We start from the raw sequence: 24,357 nt of genomic DNA on the forward strand, positions 1-24,357 counted from the left end.
GCGAGCAGATAGGCGATGACCGCCGCCCCCACCAAGATCAGGAAATACCGCATCGAGCGTCCCCCCCGGGAAAGAAGGACGGGATTCTAGCCCGCAGCGGGCGCGCTGCCGCAAGCGGGTATCAACGTAATGTGGCGATACGTTTCCGAACGTTTCACGCAGCGGAATTTTGGCGGATTTACGCCCCGTACCAGCGCAACCCCAACCGGGACAGCGGATCGGGATAGTCCCAGAACGCGTGGTCCAGCGTCTCCATCTCTTCCTGCTCCGCCTCGGTCATCGCCCCGTAGATATCGTTGAGCTGCACCACCTCGGGCGAAGCCTCAAAACGGTCGATCAACGCGCGCATGCGCGAGAGCACGTCCAGCATGTTCACGGCCCCGATCTTGCGCAGCGCCTGCAAGGCAAGCTGGCAGGTCTCGTCGCCCCAATTGCACAGAAACTGCATGAAGCCACCGTTGTTGATGTCGGCCTCCATGCGCCACAGCGCGACCAGTTCCTGGTCGGTGGGGGACAAGCGGTCAAGCTTCCATTCGGCTGCCTGCAACGCCGCCATGGCCTGCTCGTAACGCATGTCCCACAGCAGATCGTGCACGTTGAGCATGCCCTGCGGCACCGGCGCGGCCAGCGCGGGCCACACGACGCCGTGCCCGTCATCCACCAGTTGCCACGCCTGGCGCGCCTCGGGCGTGGCCTCATGCAGGCGGATGTGCCGCCGTATCGGCTCCCTGACCTCGCGGCCGTCGGCAAGCGTCAACAGCACGTGCGTATCGGTCAACGTCAGGGCAGTGATGCGGTAGTCGGGAGTCGGCATTGCAAGGGTCCGGCATGACAGGAAAGCGCAAGACCCTACCGGATCGGCGCGGCGCTGTCGAGGCGCGCCCGTTGCCGGGGCGCATCGCGCCGCATCCTGTTACGGCTCCCTGTTCACCCATCTGCTACGTTAAACAGGACCGCGCCGGGGTCCCATCCGGCGCGCTTGTCGGAGATCGACCATGCCCCGCCCTTCCGAGTCCGCTCCCCTCATCGGAGTGGTCCCGCCGTACATGCTGGACCGGCTTGCGCAGCACACCGATGCGCGCGTCAGCATGCCTGCCGTCAAGACGATGATCATTGATCAGCAGCAGCGCAGCCTGCGCGAGATGGCGGGACAGCCGCCTCGCGCGACGCTGGCACCGGCGCGCCAGGTGGCGCCGGCGGGCACGCCCGACCGCGCCGTGCACGACGCGGGCAACGGCACCACGCTGCCCGGCAAGCTGATTCGCGCCGAAGGCGCGCGGCCGAGCGGCGACCCGGCGGTGGACGAGGCCTACGCGCATCTGGGATCGACCTACAAGCTTTTCTGGAATGTGTACAAGCGGCACTCCATCGACGCGCATGGCCTGCCGCTGATCGGCACGGTGCATTACGGCGAGGACTACGAAAACGCCTTCTGGAACGGCGCGCAGATGGTGTTCGGCGATGGCGACGGCGAGATCTTCAACCGCTTCACCGTCGCGGTCGACATCATCGGCCACGAGCTCACCCATGGCGTGATCGACACCGAGGCCGCCCTCCTCTACCAAGGCCAGCCCGGCGCACTGAACGAATCGCTGTGCGACGTGTTCGGCGCGCTGGTCAAGCAGTATTCGCTGGGGCAGACGGCCCGGGAGGCGGATTGGCTGGTGGGCCAGGGCCTATTCACGGAAAACGTGCAAGCGCGCGCGCTGCGCTCGATGGCCGAGCCTGGCACCGCGTACGACGATCCCGTGCTGGGCACGGACCCGCAGCCGGCGCACATGCGGGATTATGTCGATACGCCGCGCGACAACGGCGGCGTGCACATCAACTCGGGGATTCCGAACCGCGCGTTCTATCTGGCCGCCACGGCGCTGGACGGCAATGCGTGGAACGGCGCGGGGCACGTCTGGTACGACACGCTGTGCGACAAGCGCCTGCGCCACGATGCCGCGTTCAAGGATTTTGCGGGCCTGACGCTACTGGTCGCCGGCGAAAAACACGGAACGGACGTGCGCCGCGCCATCGACGAGGCCTGGAAGGCCGTGGGCGTGCTGCCATGATCGAACTGCCGCCCCTCGACCTTGCCCAGCTCGTGCGCCTTAGCCGCGAGGGCGGCCTGGCATACCTGCCCGGCCTTGCCCAGCCGCGCCGTATCGACATGGCCACCTGCCCGCCTGGCGTGCGGCAGGAGGTCTGCGATGCGATCCTGCATGCCGCGCCGAAAGCCATGCCCAGCAGCGCCAGCGCGGGCGGCGATCAGCGCTATTTCCACGTGGAAGTGGAATTCGAAGGCGCGGATACCGCGCGGGTCACTTTTGACGTGCCGGAGGCCGATGCGCCGGAAACGCTGGTGCGTCTTTGGAAGCGCCCGCCCGGCCAATCTGAATAGCGCGCCCCGCATACAGACCAGTCACCGCCATGATGGCGCACAACGCCACGCACACGCCTAGCGCGGCGCCCCAACCGCCCAGCTTGTCATGCACGCCGCCCACCAGCGCGGGGCCTGTCGCGGCGAACAGGTAGCCGGCACACTGCGCCATGCCCGACAGCGCCGCGGCCTGCTGCGCATGGCTGGCGCGCAATCCCACGAACGCCAGGCCCAGGATGATGCCCGCGCCGGTGCCCAGGCCCAGCAGCGCGATCCACAACGCGCCCCATGCGGGCGCCGCGATCAGGCCCGCGAACGCGACGCACGACGCGCCCGCCGCGCAGAACGCCGCGACCCGCTGGTCCCTCAACCGGCGCAGTAGCGGCGCCATGAACAATGCGGGCGCCGCGGACGCGAGCTGCATGAATCCATGCAGCGATCCGGCGCGTTCGGCCGAGTAACCCGCGTCGCGCAAAATGGCGGGCAGCCAGCTCACCGCCACATAGAACACGAAAGAATTGATGCCCAGGAACACGGTGACCTGCCAGGCCAGCGGCGAACGCCACAGGCGCACGCCGTGCGGCGCGTGGGCGGTGGTCGCGGCGGGCGGCGTGTGGCCCGCAAGCTGGGGCAGCCACAACAACAGGCTGATCAACGGCAGCGCCAGCATGCACAGCGTCGAAAACCGCCAGCCGCCCAGGGGCAGATTGGCAAGCGGAATCGCAACGGCCGAGGCCAATCCCGCCGCAAGACCCATCGTCAGCACGTAGGCCGACGTCAGCCCCGCCAGGCGCTGCGGGAAGTCCCGCTTCAGCAGGCTGGGCAGCAGCACGTTGCCCAACGCAATGCCCGCGCCGATGATGGCCGTGCCCGCGTACAGCCCCGCCGCCGCGCCCATCGTGCGGATCACGATACCGCCAGCGACGAGCAGCATCGCCGCAAAGAGCGTGCGCTCCAGGCCAAAGCGGCGCGCAAGCCCCGCGGCAAACAGCGACACCACCGCGAAGGCCAGCAGCGGCAGCGTGATGAGCATGCCGGCCGCCGCGGACGACAGGTCCAGCTCGGCGCGGATCAGGCCGATCAGCGGCGGCACGCCGGTGAACGGCGCGCGCAGGGCCATCGCAATGCAGAGAATGCCCAGGATCAGCAGCGCTGGGCGGCTGGGTGGCGTCGAAGGGCGGGAAACGTGCATGGTCACTCGGCTGTCGGCTAAGGGAAACGGAAAGGCCACCAGCTTACGCGCCGCCCGCCTTACCGAATTTCGAGATAATGACAACTTTTCCCGCAATTCGGCCACATTCCCCATTTGCAGCGCCGCCGCCCATGCGCACGCCCGACATACCGCCCGCCCCCTTCGATCCCGATTCCGCCACGCAATGGGCGTTTGCCATGCCGGTGCATGCGGCCGAGCAGGACAACGAATCGCCGACGCACCGGCACCACATGGGCCAGCTTGTCCTGGCGCTGCGCGGCGGCGTCACCTGCTCGGTGCCGCTAGGCCTGTGGATGGTGCCGCCGCAGTGCGCCGTCTGGATCCCCAGCGGCGTGCCGCACAGCAACCGGGTCACGGCCAATGGCCGCGTCTGCTTCCTGTTCGTGCCGGCCGACGCGCCGCGCCTGCCCACGGCATGCTGCACGCTGGCAATCACCCCGCTGGTGCGCGAACTGGTCGTGCACCTGGCCAACCTGGCGCCTGCCGACGCGGCGGCGCCCGCCAACCTCAGGCTGGCCGACGTGCTGATGGAGCAGCTGTCGCAGATGCCCACCGAGCACCTGCACCTGCCCATCTCGGATCATCCGCGCCTGCGCGAAATCGCCGGCGCGCTGAACGCGGATCCGGCGGACCGCAGCACCGTCGCGCAGTGGGGCAAGCGCGTCGCCATGAGCGAACGCACGCTGGCGCGGCTGGTGCAGCAGGAGGTCGGCATGAGCTTCGGCCGCTGGCGCCAGCAGCTGCACATCATCCTGGCGCTGCAACGTCTGTCGGCGGGCGTGTCGGTGCAGCGCACGGCCGAAGACCTGGGCTACGAGTCGGTCAGCGCTTTCATCACGATGTTCAAGAAGACGCTGGGCAAAACGCCCGCGCGTTACTTCGCGGACAAGAGCGACCCGCAGGCCACGCCGCCCTGAACGCGCGCGCGGGTCACGCCTGTCTGGAACCGGCCACAATGAAAAGGCGCGGAAACGGCAGCAGCACGGTGCCATCGGCCAGCGCCGGATAGGCCTGCTCGATCAACGACTGATAGCGCGCCAGGAAACTGGCCTGCTCGGCGGCATCCAGCTTGTCCAGATAGGGCCGCAAGGCCGTCCCCTTGAACCACTCGACCACGGCGGCGGCGCCCGCGAGCGGATGGTGGTAGGTCGTGCGCCACACGTCCAGCGTGCCGCAATGCGGCTTGAGAAGTTCGTAATACCAAGCCGCGCTGTGACGCGGCGGATGCTTGACGCCGCCGATCTTGGCCGCCCAAGGCGCCTCGCCCGCCACCTGCCTGGCCAGACGATGCGCGGGTTCTTCCAGGTTGTCGGGCGTCTGCACCGCCAGGCTGCCGCCGGGGGCCAGCTTGGCCACCAGCGCGGGGTACAGCGTCTCGTGGTCGGGCACCCATTGCAGCGCGGCGTTGGCAAGGATCACGTCGTAGCGCTGCGGCGGATTCCACGTGGCGATGTCGGCCAGCTCGAACGACAGCGCCGGCAAGCGCTTGCGCGCCGCCTCGATCATGTCCTGCGAGCTGTCCATGCCCGAGATCTCGGCGTCTGGATAGCGGCTTGCCAGCACTTCGGTGGAATTTCCCGGCCCGCAGCCCAGGTCCACGGCGCGCTTGACGAGCAGATTGGGCAGGGCCGCCACCAGGTCCCGCACCGGGCGGGTACGTTCGTTTTCAAAGGCGGAATATTGCTTGGCGGACCAGCTGTTCATAATCGTTCCTTGCGTGGCGATGGGGGTAGCGCCGACTGTACGCCTCGCCTTTTCCCCTGACAAATTCACGGTGGCGTCGCTTGCCATATCGGCTGCATATGGACTGCACAAAATGACCACCATGAAAAAACCCGCCGGTTGTCGCCGGCGGGCGGTTGGAAGGCGGGACGCCAGGGTTACTGCGGCTTCAGTTCATCCGAGCGGGTTTTCCACAGCGAGAACAGCACGCCGCCAAGGATCAGGCTGAAGGTCACGCCCAGCGAAATCGCGGGAGGCACCTTGCCGATGAAACCGACCAGGAAGATCTTCGTGCCGATGAACACAAGGACCAGCGCCAGCGCGTACTTCAGGTAATGGAAGCGGTGGATCATCGCCGCCAGGGCAAAGTACAGCGCACGCAGGCCCAGGATCGCGAAGATGTTGCTCGTGTACACGATGAACGGGTCGGTCGTGATGGCGAAGATCGCGGGCACCGAGTCCACGGCAAACACCAGGTCGACAAACTCGATCAGCACCAGCGCCAGCAGCAGCGGCGTCGCGTAACGCACCTTCTTGGACGTGGCCGGATCGACCTCGGTCACCATGAACGCGTTGCCGCGCAGGTCGTCCGTGACACGCATGTGACGCTTCAGGAACTTCAGGATCGGATTCGTGGCGATGTCAGGCGTCTGGTCCGCGATCATCCACATCTTGATGCCCGTGAACACCAGGAACGCGCCGAACAGATACAGCAGCCAGCCGAAGTTGCTGACCAGGGCGGCGCCCAGACCGATCATGGTGGCACGCAGCACGATGACGCCCAGGATGCCCCAGAACAGCACCCGGTGCTGGTACTGGCGCGGGATCGCAAAGAAGCTGAAGATCAGCGCGATCACGAACACGTTGTCCATGGACAGCGATTTTTCGATCATGAAGCCCGTGTAGTAGGCCATGCCGCTTTCCGCCCCCATGTTCCACCAGACCCAGCCGCCGAACAGCACGGCCGCGGTGATGTAGCCGGCGGACAGCAACAGGCTTTCGCGCACGCCGATCTCGCGGTCTTCCTTGTGCAGCACGCCCAGGTCAAAGGCCAGGAGGCTGACGACGATACCGACGAAGAGCAGCCAGCTCCACGCCGGTGTGCCGAGAAAATCGGCATTGAAGAAGGTGATCAGAGTGTCCATGATTGACCCCGCTAGATTCGAAGGAGCCCATCATCCCGCTCCGCCCAGAATGGAGAAATCAGCCTGAAAGTGAGTTAAGGTTCGGAAAAACCGAAGTGAGCCGACACCCATGCTGAACTACCGTCACCTGTACTATTTCTGGATGGTTGCCAAGGAGGGCGGGTTTTCCCGCGCCGCCGAGCGCCTGGACATGGCCATTCAGACGATCAGCGCCCAGGTCCGGGAACTGGAAAAGAACCTGGGCCATCAGTTGCTCAAGCCGGCCGGGCGTGGCGTGGCGCTGACCGACGCCGGCCAGGCGGCGTTCGCCCGCGCCGAGGAAATCTTCCAGATCGGGCAAGTGCTGCCGCAGGAAGTGCGCGCGGCCGCCACCAAGCCCGTCGTGCGCCTGTCCGTGGGCTTGTCGGACGGCATTTCCAAGCTGGCGGCACACGCCTTGCTAGGCCCCGTGCTGCACACGCCCGATCTGCATCTGACCTGCCATGAAGGCGAAGTGGAGGAGCTGCTGGGCGAGCTGGCGCGGCATCACCTGGATCTGGTGCTGGCCGGCCAGGGCGCCCCTGCCAACCCCAACCTGCGGCTGACCAGCGATCGCCTGGTGTCCTCGCCGGTGGACTGGTACGGCCCCGCCAAGCTGGTGCGCAAGTCGGACACGCTGGATTTTCCGCGCTGCCTGGAACGCCTGCCGGTGCTGCTACCCACGGGCCACTCGGTGCTGCGCCAGACGCTGGACCGCTGGTTTGCCGACCAGAACGTGTATCCGAACGTGGTGGGCGAATTCGAGGACAGCGCACTCATGTCGGTGTTCGCGGCGCGGGGCCTGGGCGTCTTTCCGCTCAGCCGCCTGGGCGGGGATGACGTCGCGCTGTTGCGCGGTCTGCGGCCGCTGGCGCGCTGCGAGGACGTGCACGAGGAAATCCACGCCATCCGCAACCGCCGCGGCCAGCACCACCCCCTGGTCCGCGAGATTCTTTCCCAGGCCAAAACTTCGGTTTTATCTTAATGTTTGTCACATCCACTCTGGTTTTTCGGAAATAGAATCCCCGCTATCGTGGCGGTTCTTTTTGAGTCATCGGAGTACCACATCAATGAAGAAAATCATCTGGCTCGCTTTTGCCGTCCTCGCGGCGCTCTGGACCGGGCTGGTGGCGCTGACCCTGCAACTGACCGACTGGGTGCTGGCCACCATTGCCACGACGCAGGTCCCTGGCGCCGCCGTCGACACCTCGCAATGGGTTGCGCCGGCCTGGGCGGCCCCCTGGGTGGATCCGGCATGGCTGGAATCGCTGCAGGGCGGCCTGGTCTGGGCCGCGCAAGGCCTTAACCAGATGCTGCCCTTCGCAGGCAGCCTCGGCACGCTGATCACCGTGCTCGGCTGGATCTTCTGGGGCTTCATCATGGCCGGCCTGCTGGTGGTTGCCCTGATCCTGCACTGGCTGGCCGGCAAGCGCGAGCAGCAGGCCCCGGGGCGGCAAGTGGTGTAAAAAGGGGGCAGGCAACGCGCCGCCCGGTACGCTGCCCTTACCCGGAGCGTGCCGTGCTGTCTCGATCTACCCGTTGCCTGACCCTGCCGTTTTCGGCGCTGCTGGCCTGCGCCGGCGCGGCGTCCGCCCAGGCAGCGTCTGCCCACGGCGTCGCGGTCTGCACCGTGACGGGAACATCGGGACAGTACAGCGTGCGGGTGCGCAACACCAGCGACAGGACGCTCTCGCACGCCGACGTGGTGGGCGTGCACCTGGATGCCGCCGGCCAGGGCGGCGCGCAGGTCACAGTCAACCTGCAGGACGTGCCGCCCGGCAAATACAAGACCGCCGTGCTGGCGCGCCCTGGCGAGTCCGCGGCGCTGGTCAGCATCGCCACCTACCAGACCATCGACGGCGTCGACACCCCCCAACAGGAACTCTACGCAGGCAAGGTCGCCCATGTCGCGCATGGCTCGGCCCTGCAATACACGTTGGCGCCGCTGGCCTTGCGCGGCTGGACGGTGGCCTATGGCACGGCGCAGAGTGCCAAGCTGGAACCCGGCAGCGCCGTGCTGCTGATCTATCCCGCCCGCACGGGCAAGAAACGCGACGTCACGCGGCCCGACGCCGGGCGCGCGCCGGCGGACGTGGTGCCGCTTGCGCCCTGCCCCGCCGTTCGCGGGAATTGACCGCGGCCTTTGACCGCGATCACGTGCCGCTCAAGAGGTCGCGCTCGTTCAGGAGCGCATAGACGATCTCGGGCCGGTTGTCGAAACCGCGGCGGATCGCGGCGGGCAGCGACGCCCGCGTCTTGCGGCACAGGCCAGGCAATTCTTCCAATTGAATCGAGATGCCGCGCGAGGTCCGCACCTCGTTTTCGCTGGGCGTGATGTGGATCACGATGCCAAGCTGGGCCTGGATGCGCCCCTGCATGGCCCGCAAGTCGTCCAGGCTGGTGATGTTTTCCAGCCGCGCGACCAGGCGCTTTTCTTCTTCCCTGGTCAGCCGCAGCACGCGCAGGTCGGAAGCCGGATTGGCCAGCAACCGGTCCCGGTCGCACACACAGGCGCCGGGAGGACATTCTTGGCGGATGGGAAACGGCAGGTTCATGGGGACGGTGCGCCAGCCACGACGGCGCGGGACGGTATCTTCCGGATTCTAACCAGGATGAACGACCGCCCGCACACGCGCACTGCTCGTTTACCCGCAAGCGCGTGCCGCGCCCGCCCCTTCCCGCTACCAGTAATAGTTCATGCTCAGCATCGCCTCGCGCTCCATGCCACGGAACGTGTAGGTGTAGTAACGCTTGTCGAATACGTTGTTCACGTTCAGGGCAATGCGGTAGCGCGGCGTTTCATAGGCGATGGCAACGTCGGCCAGCGTGAAGGCCGGGTTGTATTGCGTGGTGCCGTCCTCCGCGGTGTTCAGCGGCGCCTTGCCGCGATAGCGCAAGCCGCCCCCCAGCATCAGGCCCTGAACCTGCTGCGGCCGGTAATCCAGCCACAGGCTTGCCGTCTGACGCGCGGTCTGCGTGAGTTGGCGGCCCACATCCTGCAGGCGGTTGCTCTTGGTGGTGCGCGGGTCGATGTAGGTGTAGCCGGCCATCACGCTGAGTTCACGCGAGAGCGGAAACTTGGCCTCCAGTTCGACGCCGGTGGAACGCACCTCGCCCGTCTGCACGCTGAATCGCGGATGGTCCGGATCCTGCGTTGTCACATTGGTCTGGCGGATGTCGAAGACGGCTGCGGTCAAGAGCGCATCCGTGCCGGGCGGCTGGTACTTCACGCCGACTTCATACTGCTTGCCCTCGCGCGGCTTGAACGCCGTGCCGTCGAACTGCTTGCCCGTGATCGGATCGAACGCCGTCGAATAGCTGACGTACGGCGCCACCCCGTTGTCAAAGAGATAGAGCAGGCCCACGCTGCCGGTGGTGGCCGAGTCGCTGATGCGCGGTTGCGTGGTGCTGGTCTGGGTGGTGCGCACGAAGTCGCGGCGCAGGCTCACGTTGCCGACCCAATTGTTCCACTTGAGCTGGTTCAGCGTGTAGATGCCGGTCTGCTTCAGGTCCGTGCGCGACGGGTCCAGCTCGGGATAATCGATGTTCTGGCCATAGACCGGCGCATAGATGTCCAGGTTGGGCACGTCCCAGCCAAAGCCCAGCGCATCGTTCTCCTTGTAGCGCAGATAGTCCACGCCCAGCGCAAAGGTGTGCTGCAGGTCGCCCCACTTGAAGTCGCGCGATGCGCGGCTGTCCACGGCGAACGTCTTGCCGTTGGTGCGTTGGGCGAGGCTGCCGCGCGTGACCGTGCGCCGGTCATCAAGCAGGTCCATCGCGTAGATGTGCCGGTAGTCGATGTCGATCTCGGAATAGCGCAGGTTCTGGCGCAGTCGCCAGCCGTTGTCCGTGTCGTGCTCGAAGGCGTAGCCGATGGACTTCGTGTCGCGGTCGAAGCGGTCGAAATCCGGGTCACCCGCGGTGCGGCTGAGCGGCAGGTCGCCGATCTCTGGATAGGTATACAGGTTGGGCCACCAGCTCTTGGGCGTCGCACGCTCCTTGGAGTACGTGCCCAGCAGGGTCACCCGGGTCTGGTTCGTGATGTTCCACAGGATCGACGGCGCCACGGATATCCGGTCGTCGCGCGAACCGTCCGTGCGGCCGTCGCTGTCGCGGCCCAACACGTTCAGGCGATACAGTACCTTGCCTTCGGCGTCGAACGCGCCCCCCAGGTCCGCCGTGAGCTGGCGGCGGTTGTACGTGCCGTAGCTGGCGCCGACGCTGTTGACGTGATCCGCGGAGGGCCGTTTGGAGACCACGTTGATGACCCCGCCCGGCCGCCCCTGGCCGAACAGCACCGACGCGGGCCCCTTGAGCACTTCGATGCTATCGAGCTCTTCGATGTTGTCGTTCCAGGACGCATACGTGCCGGTCGACAGCTGCTTCAAGCCATCCTTGAAATAGGCGCTGCCGTCGCTGAAGCCGCGAATGACGGCGCCCGTCATCCGCGCATCGCTCGACCCCGACACCTCCGTCTGCACCCCGGGCGTGTAGGCCAGCGCGCTTTCCAGGTTGCGCGGCGCCTGCACCTTCAACTGCTCCTGCGTCACGATCGACACCGAACGCGGCGTCTCGATCAGCGGCACGTCCAGCTTGCCGCTCTGGCTGGAAAGCGCGACATAGCTGTCAGCCGTTCCCACCGCCACGCCATGCACCGTCACCGGCTCGAGCTGCGCGGAGCCGCCCGACGGGGCGGTCAGCGACACATTGCGGCCGTCGCGCTGGAAGGCGATGCCGGTGCCCGCCAGCAACCGGCGCAGCGCCTCGTCCGGCGTCAACTGTCCCGCTACCGCCGGCGCGGTGCGGCCGCGCACGGTCTCGGGCAGATAGAAGATCACCAGCGACGCCTGCTCGCCCAACTGCAGCAGCGCATCGCCCAGCGGCTGCGCCGTGATGCTGATCTGCACCGGCGCGGTCTGCGCCACCGCATCGTTGGGCATGGCGCCCCACGCCAATGCCAGGGAAATCGCCAGCGCGCCGCCGGCGCCGTGCGCACCGCGTCTTGCGGCCTTGCGCGCCGCTGCGCGCTGCTTAACTTGCTTGTCCATCATCAGAAGAAAATTCCGGTACAACTGCCCGCGCCGTGAGCGCCCGACACCCTTGGCCAAAGGTTGCTTCCAGGGTCGATCGGCCTCTCGCGTACGACCCCTTTCATCGGATAGACGCCGCAAGCCCGGAAAAACCGGAATGATTCTCGATAGAATATTTGAAACAAAATAATTCTGAACGGCGACGGTCGCCCTTTCGCTTCCGAAACCGGGAGTGGCCAGCAGCGGCGCTAGCGCGGCGCCAGGACTGCGCCGCCCCCGGCCGGATACAGCACGATCACCGGGGCGATGTGAGGCAGCACGTCCAGCACCGATTCGGGCTCGTCGATCGGCAGGGTGCCAGCCACGCGCAGTTGCGCAAGCTTGCGGTCGTCGATCCGCAACGGATTGCGCAGGTAGCGGTTCAGCTCCGCCACCACCTGTGCCAGCGGCGTATCGCGGAACATGAGCCGGCCGCGCTGCCAGGCCGTGATCGCCGCCACGTTTTCCTGGTGCGGCGCATCCAGGGGCCCGCCGGGCGCGTAGCGCGCGGCGTAGCCTGCCGTCAGGTGGCGTGTGGTCCTGTTCCACCATTCGCCAGCGGAGAACGCCACGCTGCCCTCGTCCACCGCCAGCGCCACGGCATCGCCCTCGCGCCGCACATTGAAACGCGTACCCGTCACCCGCACCTGTGCCGCCCCTGCATTCACCGTAAAGGGCCGCGCCGCGTCCGGACTAACCGTGAACAACGCCTCGCCCGCCAGCAGTTCGACCTCGCGCCGGTCCGCGTACAGCGCGACCTGCAATTGCGTGTCGGTGTTCAGCTCCACCAGGGAGCCATCGGGCAAGGCCACGCGCTTGCGCTCGCCCCGCGCGGTCGCCAGCGATTGCGAGAAATCGGGCGACGGCGACCACAGCCGCGGGGCAATCACACCGGCAGCAAGCGTCAAGGCACAGGCCGCCGACAGCCCCGCGGCGAACCTGCGGCGGCCCGGCCGGGCGGGCGCCTCGTCGGACCGCGCCAGGATCTCGCGCATCTCGTCTTGCGGCAGGCTATCCGCGACACGCCACACGGCCTGCATCGCGCGGTACTGGCGCGCGTGTTCCGGGTCCGCCGCCAGCCACGCGTCGAACGCCCGACTTTCTGCCCCATCCAGCGCGCCCAGTCGCTCGCGCGCGAACCAGTGCGCCGCCTGGTCGCGCGGCGTTGCAGGCGTGCGGGAGGCGTCCGCGCGGGAATCAGTGCGGGGCATGATCTTGCAACCGGTCATGGATATGGGTCAGCGCGCGCTTCATGTGTTTTTCGACCATGCTCTGCGTCAACCCGAGTTTCTCGGCGATTTCGGCCTGGGTGAAGCCTTCGAGCTTGTTCCACAAGAACACCTGCTGGCATTTGAGGGGCAGCTCGGCCAGCGCCGACTTTAGCGCATCGGCAAGCTGCGCCGCGCGTATCGAGGACTCCGGATCCGCCTGGACGGGATGCTCGGCATCCGACAATGCATCCAGGCTCAGCACCTCGCGCCGCGACTGGCGGCGGAACTCGCCATTCAGACGGTTCTGGCTGGCGCCATACAGGTAGGCCTTCGGGTCCAACACGGCGGATTCGCCATTGCGCAGCATGTTGGCCACGACGTCCTGCGCGGCATCCTCCGCGTCGTGCCGGCTCGTGCTGCGCCGCGTCCACGTCCCGATCAGCTCGCGGTAATGCGCGAGCCAACCTTTTTCGGAGGGCGGTGGACGAGACATGGAGAGCAGCAGAAAATCGCAGGCGGAAAGGGTCGCATTATCAATCATGATTCTCATTACGACAAATGAGACCTCGACGCACTTTGCCGTAAGCTCATGCCCTCGCCTTCTCTCCGGCACACGACATGACATTTTCGATCTACCGATTTGCGACCCGCGCCGCGATGATTCTGGCCGCGCTGGTGCTGCTGGCGGCCTTTGCCCTGGCCGCGACTGGCCTGATGACCGGCGCACGCCACGCGGACGTGGCCGTCGTGCTGGGCAACAAGGTAGAACCCGGCGGCCAGCCTTCGCCGCGCCTGGCTGCGCGGCTGGACCGCGCCTACGACTGCTATGCCGCATCGCGATGCCGCATGCTGTTCGTCAGCGGCGGCGTGGATCCGGCCGGCACGGACGAAGCCGCCGCCATGCGCGATTACCTGCGGGCGCGCGGCGTGCCCGCGGACCGCATCGTCGTCGACAGTGCGGGCGTGGACACGTGGGCAACCGCCCGTCACGCCAGCGCCTACATGCGCGAACACGGCTACACACGGGCCCTGGCCGTGACGCAGTATTTCCATGTGCCGCGCACGATGCTCGCGCTCAAGCGCCAGGGCGTGGCCGAGGTCAGCGGCGCCTATCCGGCATTTTTCGAAATGCGCGACCTCTATTCCGTTTTCCGTGAGCTGCCCGCCGTGGCGCTGTATATTTTCCGGCCGCTATAAGGGCGAACCATCAGGGCGCATCCGCCCGCCTGATCCATCCAGGACTTCCCATCGTGCTGATCTTCCACAACCCCGTTCACAACAAACACAGCGGCCGCCACGAAATGTTCCGCGGCAAATTGGTGCCCTGCCACGAAACGCCGGCAAGGCTGGCGTTCGTGCTGGACGCGCTGCGCCAGCGCCGCATCGGCGAACTGCGCCCGCCCGGCGGCCCGGACATGGATCTCATCAAACGGGTGCACACGCCGCGTTATGTGGATTTTCTGGCAAGCGCCTGGAACGAATGGGTTGCCCTGGATCCGGCCAATGCCGACATCGACGTGCTGCCGTCGATCTGGCCGGTGCGCGGATTTCGCCACGACATCGAGCCCACCAATTTCGCGGCGCGCGTGGGCCTGTTCTCGTTCGATAGCGGCTGTCCGCTGACGGCCGGCACCTGGGAAGCGGCTACGGCAGGCGCCGCCTGCGCCATCGACGCCGCACGCGCCGTGTCCCAAGGCCAGGGCCTGCGCGCCGCAATGGCGTTGACCCGGCCGCCCGGCCATCACGCCGGTCCGGACTTCTTTGGCGGCTATTGCTTCCTGAACAACGCGGCCCTGGCGGCGCAGGCGCTGCGCGACGCGGGGGCACAACGCGTCGCGGTGCTGGACGTGGATTATCACCATGGCAATGGCACGCAAAGCATCTTCTATGACCGCGGCGACGTGCTCACCGTGTCCGTTCACGGCGCCCCGACCACCGAGTATCCGTTCTACCTGGGCTACGCCGACGAACGCGGCGAAGGCCCTGGCCAAGGCTGCAACCTGAACCTGCCGCTGCCCGCCGGCAGCGACTTCGCGGCCTGGACCGCCGCCTTGCAGCAGGGGATAGACGCCGTGCGCGCGTTCAAGGCCGACGCGCTGGTCGTCGCGCTGGGCGTGGATACCTACGAAGGCGATCCGATTTCGAAGTTCAAATTGAAGAGCGCCGACTATCTGCAGGTCGGTCAGATGCTGGCTGGGCTTGGGCTGCCCGTGGTGTTCACGATGGAGGGCGGCTATGCGGTCGCGGACGTGGGCATCAACGTGGCGAATGTGCTGGAAGGGTATCTGGGCTGAACGGCCTGAAGGTGTCTACCGCATGTAAGGTGTCTGACACCCTATGCACACCGCGGCAAACCCGAGACCATCTCCCCAGGGTGTCAGACACCGCCGCAAAACCGCAGCACCCTTTTAATCGCGCGTTTCAAGCACCTTGTTGATCCGCAGCGCCAGCAGCGTGCACGCCACGCCCGACAGCAGGTACACGCTGACCGCCACCAACCCGAATCGCGCGGACAGCCCCAGTGCCACCACCGGCGCGAACGCCGCGCCGACCAGCCACGCCATGTCGGACGTCAGCGCCGCGCCGGTATAGCGGAACCGGCGCGTGAAGTTGGCGGTGACCGTGCCGGATGCCTGTCCATAAGACAGTCCCAGCAGCGCGAAGCCGATCAGAATGAACGCGTCCTGCGCCTTCGGGCCACCGCCCAGCAGCCAGGGCGACACCACCGCAAACACGCCGATCAGCATGGCCAGCAGCCCGAGCGTCGTGCGCCGCCCGATGCGATCAGCCAGCCAGCCAGAGGCGATCGTGCCCAGGATGCCGATCACCGATCCAATGATCTGCACGATCAGCACATCCGAAATCTGTTGCGTGCCGCTGACAGCGATCCACGACAGCGGGAAAACGGTGACGAGGTGAAACAGCGCATAGCTGGCCAGCGCGGCGAAGGCGCCGATGAAGAGGTTGTAGCCTTGCTGGCTGACGATCTCGCGGATGCTGATGGGTTCGAGTTCGCCTTCTTCAAGCAGTTGCGTGTATTCCTCGGTCACGACCAGCCGCAGCCGCGCAAACAGCGCCACGACGTTGATGGCAAACGCCACGAAGAACGGATAGCGCCAGCCCCACTCCAGAAAATCTGACTGCGTGAGCGTCACGTGCAGATAAAGAAAAAGCGCGCTGGCCACCATGAAGCCGACCGGCGCGCCCAGCTGTCCCATCATCGAATACCAGCCGCGGCGATTGGGCGGCGCATTCAGCGCCAGCAGTGAAGGCAGGCCGTCCCACGATCCGCCGAACGCCAGGCCCTGCAGGCATCGGAACACGGCAAGCAGGGTGATTGCATGCACGCCGATGGATTCATAGCCCGGCAGAAACGCCATGCCGACGGTCGCGGTGCCCAATACGAACAAGGCAACGGTCAGCTTGGTGGCGCGGCCCCATCGGCGCTGAATCGCCATCGACACGGCCGTGCCGATGGGACGCATGATGAAGGCAAAGGAGAAGATGACGAAGGCCCAGAGCGTGCCTTCCAGCGGGGCTTCGAAGGGAAAGAACACCTTCGGAAAAACCAGAACGCAGGCGATGCCGAATACGAAGAAGTCGAAGTATTCCGAGGCGCGTCCCACCACCACGCCCACGGCGATCTCACCAGGGGCCACCTTGGCGTGGCTGGTCCCGCCGCTGATCGCCCCAGGTCCGGAAACGGGAGAGGGATGACCAGGATATTGCGTGGTGGTCGACATGGATTCGCTCGCAAAAAAAGGATCTGGATACGCCTTGTCTACGATCTTGCAACACACCTGCATGACAGTACGCGCATCATGCCGCACGCCGCAAGCCTTACGGCCCAGGACGGCTCGGCATGCGCTGCCGTGCATACTTTTGCTCTTTTTACCCTAGATTTTTCGCGGCTTCCAGCGTAGTGTTTCGTTTACTTCGCACGGTTACGTTTCGGGGTATGACTATGTCGTCCTTCGCAAGGCTTCGCGGATTGATCCTGTTTGCCGCCCTGCCGCTGCTCGCCGGGTGCAATGCGGTCTTGCTCTCGCCGTCAGGCGACGTGGCCGTGCAACAACGCAACCTGATCATCATCTCCACCGGCCTGATGCTCATCATCATCGTGCCGGTGATCATCCTGACCTTGCTGTTCGCATGGCGCTATCGCGCCAGCAACAAGGACGCCGCCTACGATCCCGACTGGAACCACTCCACCATGCTGGAGCTTCTGATCTGGGCCGCGCCGCTGCTCATCATCATCGCGCTCGGCGCGCTCACGTGGGTCAGCACCCATCAACTCGATCCCTACCGCCCGCTGGCGCGTCTGTCCGAAGGCCGCGAGGTGCCGCCCAACACCAAGCCGCTGGTCGTCGAAGTGGTGGCGCTGGACTGGAAGTGGCTGTTCCTCTATCCCGAGCAAGGCGTGGCGGCGGTAAACGAAATGGCCGCGCCGGTGGATCGTCCGATCCAGTTCAAGATCACCTCGTCGTCGGTCATGAATTCGTTCTTCGTCCCCGCGTTGGCCGGCCAGATCTACGCGATGCCCGGCATGCAGACCACGCTGCATGCGGTCATCAATCACCCTGGCGAATACGAGGGCCTGTCCGCGAACTACAGCGGCTCGGGCTTTTCCGGCATGCGCTTTCGCTTTCATGGCCTGGACCAGAAGGGCTTTGACGACTGGGTCGCGCAGGCGCGCAAGTCGCAAGCCACGCTGGACCGCGCGGCGTACCTGAAGCTTGAACAACCCAGCGAGCGCAACCCGGTGCAGCTTTACGCCACCGTTGCGCCGGGCCTGTTCGACGCCATCGTGAACCGATGCGTCGAGCCCAACCGCATGTGCATGCGCGACGCGATGGCCATCGACGCGCAAGGCGGCGCCGGCATCCCGGGCGCGCACAACCTCACTACCTTGGATCCTCAGACGCGCGAGCGCCTGGGGCTCACCGAAATGCCGCCGCGCAAGTACGTGGGCGCCATGTGCACGGCCTCCGAAGGTCTGGTGCTGTAGCGCGGCAGGTTTTTCGGCACGGCACGTGCGCCATGTAAACGCGGTCTTTTTGCTGGAATCGAGATGCCTGATCAACCTGACCTCACCAAGCTGATCTTCGGCCGTCTGACCTGGGACGCCATTCCTTTCCACGATCCCATCCTGCTGGGCACGTTCTTCGTGGTGGCGATCGGCGGCATCGTCGTGCTGGGCTCCGTCACTTACTACAAGAAGTGGGGCTACCTGTGGCGCGAATGGTTCACCAGCATCGATCACAAGAAGATCGGGATCATGTACGTGATCCTGGGCATTGTGATGCTGTTGCGGGGGTTTGCCGACGCCATCATGATGCGTTCCCAGCAGGCCGTGGCCTTCGGCGACTCCACCGGCTTTCTGCCGCCGCACCACTACGATCAGATCTTCACGGCGCACGGCGTCATCATGATCTTCTTCGTGGCCATGCCGCTGGTCACGGGCCTGATGAATTTCATCGTGCCGCTGCAGATCGGCGCGCGCGACGTCGCGTTTCCGTTCCTGAACAACTTCAGCTTCTGGATGACCGCAGGCGGCGTGATCCTGGTGATGATGTCGCTGTTCGTCGGGGAATTTGCCCGCACCGGCTGGCTGGCGTATCCGCCGTTATCGGGGATTCTGCACAGTCCCGACGTGGGGGTGGACTACTACATATGGGCCTTGCAGATAGCGGGCGTGGGCACATTGCTATCCGGGGTGAACCTGCTGGTCACCATCGTGAAGATGCGCGCGCCCGGCATGAAGATGATGCGCATGCCCATCTTCACGTGGACGGCGCTGTGCACCAACGTGCTGATCGTGGCCGCCTTTCCGGTGCTGACGGCGGTGCTGGCCCTTCTGTCGATGGACCGCTACGTCGGCACCAATTTCTTCACGGCGGATTTTGGCGGCAACGCCATGATGTACGTGAACCTGATCTGGATCTGGGGCCACCCCGAGGTCTACATCCTGATCCTGCCGGCGTTCGGCATCTTCTCCGAGGTGGTGTCCACGTATTGCCGCAAGCGCCTCTTCGGCTACGCGTCCATGGTGTACGCCACGGTCGTGATCACCGTGCTGTCGTATCTGGTGTGGCTGCACCACTTCTTCACCATGGGGTCCGGCGCCAGCGTGAATTCGTTCTTCGGGATCACGACAATGATCATCTCGATCCCGACCGGCGCCAAGATCTTCAACTGGCTGTTCACCATGTATCGCGGGCGCATCCGCTTCGAAGTGCCGATGCTGTGGACGCTCGGGTTCATGGTCACGTTCGTGATCGGCGGCATGACGGGCGTGCTGCTGGCCGTGCCGCCCGCCGACTTTGCGTTGCACAACAGCCTGTTCCTGATCGCGCACTTTCACAACGTGATCATCGGCGGCGTGCTGTTCGGGCTGATGGCCGGCATCACCTACTGGTTCCCGAAGGCGTTCGGCTACAAGCTCGATCCGTTCTGGGGCAAGTGCTCGTTCTGGTTCTGGCTGGTGGGCTTTTACGTGGCCTTCATGCCGCTTTACGTGCTGGGCCTGATGGGCGTGACGCGCCGCGTGAACCACTTCGAGGACATGTCCCTGCAGATCTGGTTCCAGATCGCGGCCTTTGGCGCGCTGCTGATCGCGTGCGGGATCGCCAGCTTCATCATCCAGCTCGTGGTCAGCTACCGCCGCCGCGACCAGCTGCGCGACACCACGGGCGATCCTTGGGATGGCCGCACGCTCGAATGGTCCACATCGTCGCCCCCGCCCGTCTACAACTTTGCATTCACGCCGCGGGTGCATGACCTGGACGCCTGGTGGCAGATGAAGCAGCACGGCTACCAGCGTCCGCAGCAGGGCTTCATTCCGATTCACATGCCGAAGAACACGTGGGCGGGCATCGTGCTGGCCGGGATCAGCGTGGTGCTGGGCTTTGCGCTGATCTGGCACATGTGGCCGCTGGCGGTGCTGGCGTTTGCCGCGCTGATCCTGGTGTCGATCATCCATACCTTCAACTACAAGCGCGACTACTACGTGCCGGCCGAACAGGTCGTCGCCACGGAAGACGCCCGCACAAGGCTGCTAGCGCAACATGTCTGATACCCTCGCCCACCCCATGCCCGGCGGCGCCGCGCCGGCCCAGGAACCGGTCTTCTACGTTCCTGGCGAACACCATCCCAAGAACGGCACGCTGCTCGGGTTCTGGATTTACCTGATGAGCGACTGCCTCATCTTCGCGTGCCTGTTCGCGGTCTACGGCGTGCTGGGCCGCAGCTTCGCGGCCGGCCCGTCCGGCGCGGACCTGTTCGACCTGCCGCTGGTGGCGGTGAACACGACGCTGCTGCTGCTGTCGTCCATCACGTATGGCTTTGCCATGCTGGAGATGCGGCGCAACCGCATCGGCGCCACGCAACTGTGGCTGGCGGTCACCGGCATCCTGGGCCTGGGCTTTTTGTCGCTGGAAATCTACGAATTCTGGCACCTGATCCACCAGGGCGCGGGGCCGCAGCGCAGTGCCTTCCTGTCGGCCTTCTTCACGCTGGTCGGCACGCACGGGCTGCACGTCACCTTCGGCATCGTGTGGCTGGTGACGCTGATGCTGCAGGTCCGCATGCACGGCCTGATCCCGGAAAACCGCCGCCGCCTGATGTGCCTGTCGATGTTCTGGCACTTCCTGGACCTGATCTGGGTGGGCGTGTTCACCTTTGTGTACCTGATGGGAGTGCTGCCATGACGTCACACATGGATAACCTGGCCGACACCGGCCACGGCGGCCACCACGGCCACGACGGTCACGATGGCCACCACGACGATGACGACGCCGCCGCCCACGGCACCTTCAAGAGCTACATGACCGGCTTCGTGCTGGCGGCCATCCTGACGGCGATTCCGTTCTGGCTGGTGATGGACCGGGTCATCGACAGCTCGCGCGTCACGGGCCTGGTGATCCTGGCGTTCGCCGTCGTGCAGATCGTGGTGCACATCGTCTACTTCCTGCACATGGACACCAAGTCCGAAAGCGGCTGGAACATGTTGGCGTTAATATTCACGCTGGTGCTGGTCGTGATCACGCTCAGCGGATCCATCTGGATCATGTATCACTTGAACTCCAACATGATGCCCATGTCCCCGCATGACATGCGCAAGATGCCCTGATGGCAGCAGTCAAAGACAATTCTTCACGCGACACCTCCCGACATCCGCGCAGCAAGGCAACCCTGGTCATCCTGGGGTTGCTGGCTGTCGCCATCTTTGCCGGGCTTTGCGCCCTGGGCACCTGGCAGGTGCACCGGCTGGCCTGGAAGCGCGCCCTGATCGCGCAGGTGGATCAGCGGGCCCACGCGCCCGCCACGCCCGCCCCCGGCAAAAGCGAATGGGCGCAACTGACGCAGGACAACGCGGAATACCGCCACGTCACCGCCGCCGGCACGTACCACTTCGACAAGCAGACGCTCGTGCAGGCCGCGACCGAACTGGGCAGCGGTTATTGGGTCATGACCCCGCTGCAACTGGCGGACGGCGGCACCGTGCTGGTCAATCGCGGCTTCGTGCTGCCGGCTTGGCGCAAGGACCCGGCCAATGCCGCCCAGCCCGCCGCCCCGGGCCAGGTGACGGGCCTGCTGCGCATGGGCGAGCCGGCCAGCGGCTTTCTGCGCAACAACGACCCGGCCGCCAACCTCTGGTATTCGCGCGATCTGCCCGGCATCGCGGCGGCGCGCGGGTTGACCGACGTGGCGCCGTACTTCATCGATGCGGATGCGGCGACCAGCCCCGGCAAGGATCCCGCGCGGGAACCGGTGGGCGGCCTGACGATGCTCAACTTTCCGAACAACCATCTGACGTACGCCATCACCTGGTATGCGCTGGCGCTGATGGTGATCGTGGGCGTGGTGATCTTCGTGCGCGAGGAAAAGCGCGCGCGCCGGCAGGCCTGAGCCTCACGCGGCAAAAAACAACGGCGCCCTTTCGGGCGCCGTTTCACTTGGGCGGCCGGCACACGCCGGCGCCATTAGCAGGCCGGCCAGCGAATGCTGCCCGGATCAGCAGGCCGGCCAGCGAACGCTGCCCGCTTCCGGGCACACCCACGATCCCTGCAGCCGCGCCCGGATCTCTGCCAAGCTTTGTTCGACCAGCAGCTCGCCGTCGCGGAACACCGGAACCAGCGCCCCACCCGCCGCCTGCTCGGGCGTCTGCTGATCGTGCAGCACGTAGCCGCTTGGCGTCTCTTGCACCCGCAGCAGTCCCTTGGCGGACTTCTTCACACCGGAGTCGGTGACCGGGTCCTTGACCAGTTCCTGGGGTTCGCCGTTGACCTCGGCGTACGTGGCCTTCAGCGCCCAGCCGAAGGTGTCGCGCGTCAGGTACTGGTACGTGTAGGACCCGATGCCCAGCACCACGTTGCCCGAGGCAAAGCCCTTGCGCTCCAGCCGCACCAGGATGTCGCGCGCCCGGGTCAGCGTGATGGAGTCGCCGTAGATCAGGCCGACGTGCGGATCCAGAAGCTTGTAGCCGCGCTCGGTCTCTACCCCGCCAAAGGTATCCCACAGGCATTGCACCGCGCCCTTCACCTCAGCGGCGCGCAGAGCTTGCCGCGCGCTGGCGTCTTCACCCAGCAGCCAGTAGTTGCCCGTGGCCGCATCGCGCACGGCCTCAAAGCCGGCGGCTTGCGCCGCTTGCAGCGCGGCACGGTCGGCGACGTCCGGCACGTCGGTGCAGAAGTAACCTGTCAGGATCTTCACCGGATCGCCAGAGTCCGGGCGGAACACGACTTTGGCGTTGCCCAGCGCATCCGGCTCGCGGCTCATGATCTCGGACTTGAGCGCCGCGGCGAAATCCGTGACCACCTGCCAGAAGTCCCAAGTGTCCGACACCACGGACACGATGCCCGCCGGATAGACCTGCTTGACCAGGCGGCGGATGGTTTCGATCTCGCCTTCCTTGCTGCCCAGGCACATCACGGAGTGTTCGGTCGCCGGCACCGAGCCGCCGATGAGTTCCCGATCCGAATCCGCGAGGTAGAGGTCTTCGAGGTAATCGATGGCCGGGATCGTGTCGGTGCCGGTGAAGGACAACAGGTGGCCCGCGCCGCACTTGCGCGCGTCGTACAGACCGGACATGCCGCGCATCGAGAAGTCGTGGCCCTGCCAGTCCACGAACGCCATCGGACTGCCGGTCAGCTGCGCGAAATAGGTCAGCAGCTTGCGGTATTCGAAGGCGATGGTGGCGACCGTGGACGGCTTCCAGGATTCGCAGCTGAACAGGGTTTCGATGTAGGTCACCAGCCAGGCGAATTCCGGCCGGGTGTTGATGAAGGTGACAGGCGGCACGCGGATGTCCACGCGGGCGCCTTCGGGCACCGAGCGGATTTCCAGCGGCAGGTAGCCCAGGTCGTGCAGCGCCTGCAGGTGGTCCACCGTGACCGCGCCCTTGCCCAGCGCGTTGTCCACGCGGCGCTGGTACTGGCGCACCGCCGTCGCGGCAGGCTTGCCAAAGAACTCGCGGTTGAAAAGACCGATCAGGATTTCCTTGATGAAACCCTGCAGGCCGAACCAGACGATCTTCTCGTCGAACAGTTCGGGCAGCACCGGCGCCAGACGCGCGGAACGCGGCGTGAAGTTGGCAAGGATCTTGTTGGTGCCCTTGGGGTACTGGAACGGGTGGCCGGTCTTGTAGAAATCCGCCTGCAGAAAGGGATTCAGGCCGTTCTTGAGCGCGGGGGCCAGGGTGTCGGGGGCATTCATGGCGTTTTCCTTCTTGGCTGCTTAGTTGACCAGGACGGCTGCGGCGGCGCCCGGCACAGGGGCGTCTTCGGTGCGAGTCCAGTCGTAGGCGGTGAAAATCTCGGCGTAGTTGGCCTTCAGTTCGGTCAGGCCCTTGCTGAAGATGCCGTGCGTGACATACAGGTAGAGCGGCTGGCGGGTCTTGTCGCGCAGGGCGGCGGCCAGTTCCAGGAACGTGCGTCCGCCGTCGCAGATGTCGTCGACCACCAGCACCGGCTGGGCCGGGATATCGTCGGGCACGCGGGTTTCAGTAATGCGGCCGGTCTGCGGATCGCGGACCTTTTCCGCGTAGCGCACATCCGCCACGCCCAGCGCCTTGGCCAGCGCCTGCACCCGCTTGCGGGCGCCGGCGTCCGGCGCCATCAGCGTGACACCCTGCGCGAAGGCCGGGGCGGCCAGCGCCTTTTTCAGGAAGGCGGCGGCATCGACCACCCGCACCCGCGCGAGCAGCGCGGGCGTGACGTCGCTGTGGGGTTCGACAATGGTGACGGTGGCGTACTGCTGGTCGTTGATCAGCTTGCAGAACACCGCGGCGCCCAGCGCCTCGCCCGGGTTGCACACGCGGTCCTGGCGGGCATACGGCACATAGGGCATGTCCAGGTGCACCGGCACGGCGGGGTTCAAGCGGCGCAGGGCATCGGTCAACAGCAACAACTGCATCACGTCGTCGGCCGACTTCAACAAGGCATGGATGCGAAATTCGCGGGCGGCGTCCGCCTGCTCGCGCAACCCCGCCGGAATGGTGACCTGCATTTCGCCGCCCGGAAACCGGAACGCTGCCGGCGTATCGGTCAGGCGTTGTCCTTCAATGACCGCAGTGATGGTGAACATGATCGTCCCTTAGTGGCATTTCAAA

The 24,357-nt window shown here is 65.7% G+C and carries 24 protein-coding genes; 13 read left to right on the plus strand and 11 right to left on the minus strand.

The window, feature by feature from the left end:
- Window positions 1-178: 178 nt before the first annotated feature.
- On the minus strand, window positions 179-814 hold the full coding sequence (locus HV786_RS04435; protein ID WP_128827231.1) for a DMP19 family protein: 636 nt from the start codon (window positions 812-814) through the stop codon (window positions 179-181).
- Window positions 815-995: 181 nt separating this feature from the next.
- Between HV786_RS04435 and HV786_RS04440 the strand changes: the two genes are divergently transcribed.
- Together HV786_RS04440 and HV786_RS04445 are read left to right on the plus strand one after the other, a co-directional pair.
- Window positions 996-2,060, plus strand: coding sequence for a M4 family metallopeptidase (locus tag HV786_RS04440; protein WP_175210102.1), 1,065 nt, complete (start codon window positions 996-998; stop codon window positions 2,058-2,060).
- Entirely contained in the window at window positions 2,057-2,389 is a 333-nt protein-coding gene (locus HV786_RS04445; RefSeq protein ID WP_128827229.1) for a protealysin inhibitor emfourin, read from the plus strand. Before HV786_RS04440 ends, HV786_RS04445 begins: the two co-directional genes overlap by 4 nt.
- Here HV786_RS04445 and HV786_RS04450 read toward each other — a convergent pair.
- A complete protein-coding gene (locus HV786_RS04450; RefSeq protein WP_175210104.1) occupies window positions 2,310-3,560 on the minus strand; it encodes an MFS transporter in 1,251 nt (416 codons plus the stop codon). The two genes, HV786_RS04445 and HV786_RS04450, sit on opposite strands and share 80 nt — an antisense overlap.
- 131 nt (window positions 3,561-3,691) lie before the next feature.
- Here HV786_RS04450 and HV786_RS04455 point away from each other — a divergent pair, with 131 nt between their 5' ends.
- Window positions 3,692-4,498, plus strand: a complete 807-nt coding sequence (locus tag HV786_RS04455; RefSeq protein WP_128827228.1) for an AraC family transcriptional regulator — start codon at window positions 3,692-3,694, stop codon at window positions 4,496-4,498.
- A 13-nt stretch (window positions 4,499-4,511) separates the two neighbouring features.
- Here HV786_RS04455 and tam read toward each other — a convergent pair whose 3' ends face one another.
- Both tam and HV786_RS04465 read right to left on the minus strand, forming a co-directional pair.
- Entirely contained in the window at window positions 4,512-5,285 is a 774-nt protein-coding gene (gene tam / locus HV786_RS04460) for a trans-aconitate 2-methyltransferase (RefSeq protein ID WP_128827227.1), read from the minus strand.
- A 176-nt stretch (window positions 5,286-5,461) separates the two neighbouring features.
- Entirely contained in the window at window positions 5,462-6,448 is a 987-nt protein-coding gene (locus tag HV786_RS04465; RefSeq protein ID WP_062839718.1) for a TerC family protein, read from the minus strand.
- Between the two features lie 109 nt (window positions 6,449-6,557).
- On the opposite strand from HV786_RS04465, the gene HV786_RS04470 reads away from it, so the two are divergent.
- The 3 genes from HV786_RS04470 to HV786_RS04480 all read left to right on the plus strand — a co-directional run bounded on the left by HV786_RS04470 (window position 6,558) and on the right by HV786_RS04480 (window position 8,600).
- A complete protein-coding gene (locus HV786_RS04470; protein ID WP_128827226.1) occupies window positions 6,558-7,451 on the plus strand; it encodes a LysR family transcriptional regulator in 894 nt (297 codons plus the stop codon).
- Between the two features lie 85 nt (window positions 7,452-7,536).
- Complete coding sequence (locus HV786_RS04475) at window positions 7,537-7,932, plus strand: hypothetical protein (protein WP_128827225.1); 396 nt, start codon at window positions 7,537-7,539, stop codon at window positions 7,930-7,932.
- Window positions 7,933-7,985: 53 nt separating this feature from the next.
- Complete coding sequence (locus tag HV786_RS04480; RefSeq protein ID WP_338076519.1) at window positions 7,986-8,600, plus strand: hypothetical protein; 615 nt, start codon at window positions 7,986-7,988, stop codon at window positions 8,598-8,600.
- A gap of 19 nt (window positions 8,601-8,619) precedes the next feature.
- On the opposite strand, the gene HV786_RS04485 is transcribed toward HV786_RS04480, so the two are convergent.
- From HV786_RS04485 to HV786_RS04500, 4 genes are all read right to left on the minus strand, one after another.
- Window positions 8,620-9,021: a hypothetical protein gene (locus tag HV786_RS04485; RefSeq protein WP_056326215.1), complete on the minus strand. Its 402-nt coding sequence runs from the start codon at window positions 9,019-9,021 to the stop codon at window positions 8,620-8,622.
- A 126-nt stretch (window positions 9,022-9,147) separates the two neighbouring features.
- Window positions 9,148-11,517, minus strand: a complete 2,370-nt coding sequence (locus tag HV786_RS04490; RefSeq protein WP_175210106.1) for a TonB-dependent siderophore receptor — start codon at window positions 11,515-11,517, stop codon at window positions 9,148-9,150.
- A 227-nt stretch (window positions 11,518-11,744) separates the two neighbouring features.
- The gene (locus tag HV786_RS04495; protein WP_254599439.1) at window positions 11,745-12,746 is read right to left on the minus strand and encodes a FecR family protein; all 1,002 of its coding nucleotides are present in this window, start codon (window positions 12,744-12,746) and stop codon (window positions 11,745-11,747) included.
- Window positions 12,733-13,239 carry an RNA polymerase sigma factor gene (locus tag HV786_RS04500; RefSeq protein ID WP_056326976.1) on the minus strand — a complete coding sequence of 169 codons (507 nt, stop codon included), beginning with the start codon at window positions 13,237-13,239 and terminating at the stop codon, window positions 12,733-12,735. The genes HV786_RS04495 and HV786_RS04500 overlap by 14 nt, the downstream gene beginning before the upstream one ends.
- Before the next feature lie 125 nt (window positions 13,240-13,364).
- Here HV786_RS04500 and HV786_RS04505 point away from each other — a divergent pair, with 125 nt between their 5' ends.
- On the plus strand, window positions 13,365-13,943 hold the full coding sequence (locus HV786_RS04505) for a YdcF family protein (RefSeq protein WP_175210143.1): 579 nt from the start codon (window positions 13,365-13,367) through the stop codon (window positions 13,941-13,943).
- Window positions 13,944-13,996: 53 nt separating this feature from the next.
- Entirely contained in the window at window positions 13,997-15,040 is a 1,044-nt protein-coding gene (locus tag HV786_RS04510; protein ID WP_128827224.1) for a histone deacetylase family protein, read from the plus strand.
- A gap of 114 nt (window positions 15,041-15,154) precedes the next feature.
- Here the strand turns inward: HV786_RS04510 and HV786_RS04515 are convergent, their stop codons facing one another.
- A complete protein-coding gene (locus tag HV786_RS04515) occupies window positions 15,155-16,489 on the minus strand; it encodes an MFS transporter (RefSeq protein WP_056326974.1) in 1,335 nt (444 codons plus the stop codon).
- Window positions 16,490-16,710: 221 nt separating this feature from the next.
- On the opposite strand from HV786_RS04515, the gene cyoA reads away from it, so the two are divergent.
- From cyoA to HV786_RS04540, 5 genes are all read left to right on the plus strand, one after another.
- Window positions 16,711-17,754: a ubiquinol oxidase subunit II gene (cyoA, locus tag HV786_RS04520; protein WP_128827223.1), complete on the plus strand. Its 1,044-nt coding sequence runs from the start codon at window positions 16,711-16,713 to the stop codon at window positions 17,752-17,754.
- 63 nt (window positions 17,755-17,817) lie between these two features.
- Window positions 17,818-19,821, plus strand: a complete 2,004-nt coding sequence (gene cyoB, locus HV786_RS04525; RefSeq protein ID WP_128827222.1) for a cytochrome o ubiquinol oxidase subunit I — start codon at window positions 17,818-17,820, stop codon at window positions 19,819-19,821.
- On the plus strand, window positions 19,814-20,455 hold the full coding sequence (gene cyoC / locus HV786_RS04530; protein ID WP_128827221.1) for a cytochrome o ubiquinol oxidase subunit III: 642 nt from the start codon (window positions 19,814-19,816) through the stop codon (window positions 20,453-20,455). The genes cyoB and cyoC overlap by 8 nt, the downstream gene beginning before the upstream one ends.
- An 8-nt stretch (window positions 20,456-20,463) precedes the next feature.
- Entirely contained in the window at window positions 20,464-20,877 is a 414-nt protein-coding gene (gene cyoD / locus HV786_RS04535) for a cytochrome o ubiquinol oxidase subunit IV (protein WP_128827463.1), read from the plus strand.
- Window positions 20,877-21,656 carry an SURF1 family protein gene (locus HV786_RS04540; RefSeq protein WP_175210145.1) on the plus strand — a complete coding sequence of 260 codons (780 nt, stop codon included), beginning with the start codon at window positions 20,877-20,879 and terminating at the stop codon, window positions 21,654-21,656. Before cyoD ends, HV786_RS04540 begins: the two co-directional genes overlap by 1 nt.
- A gap of 105 nt (window positions 21,657-21,761) precedes the next feature.
- Here the strand turns inward: HV786_RS04540 and HV786_RS04545 are convergent, their stop codons facing one another.
- Both HV786_RS04545 and prs read right to left on the minus strand, forming a co-directional pair.
- Window positions 21,762-23,462, minus strand: a complete 1,701-nt coding sequence (locus HV786_RS04545; RefSeq protein WP_128827220.1) for a nicotinate phosphoribosyltransferase — start codon at window positions 23,460-23,462, stop codon at window positions 21,762-21,764.
- A gap of 21 nt (window positions 23,463-23,483) precedes the next feature.
- Complete coding sequence (gene prs, locus HV786_RS04550; protein WP_128827219.1) at window positions 23,484-24,332, minus strand: ribose-phosphate diphosphokinase; 849 nt, start codon at window positions 24,330-24,332, stop codon at window positions 23,484-23,486.
- Between the last annotated feature and the right edge of the window lie 25 nt (window positions 24,333-24,357).

This window comes from Achromobacter mucicolens, assembly GCF_902859725.1.
In the GTDB taxonomy this organism is placed as follows: Bacteria; Pseudomonadota; Gammaproteobacteria; order Burkholderiales; family Burkholderiaceae_B; genus Achromobacter; species Achromobacter mucicolens.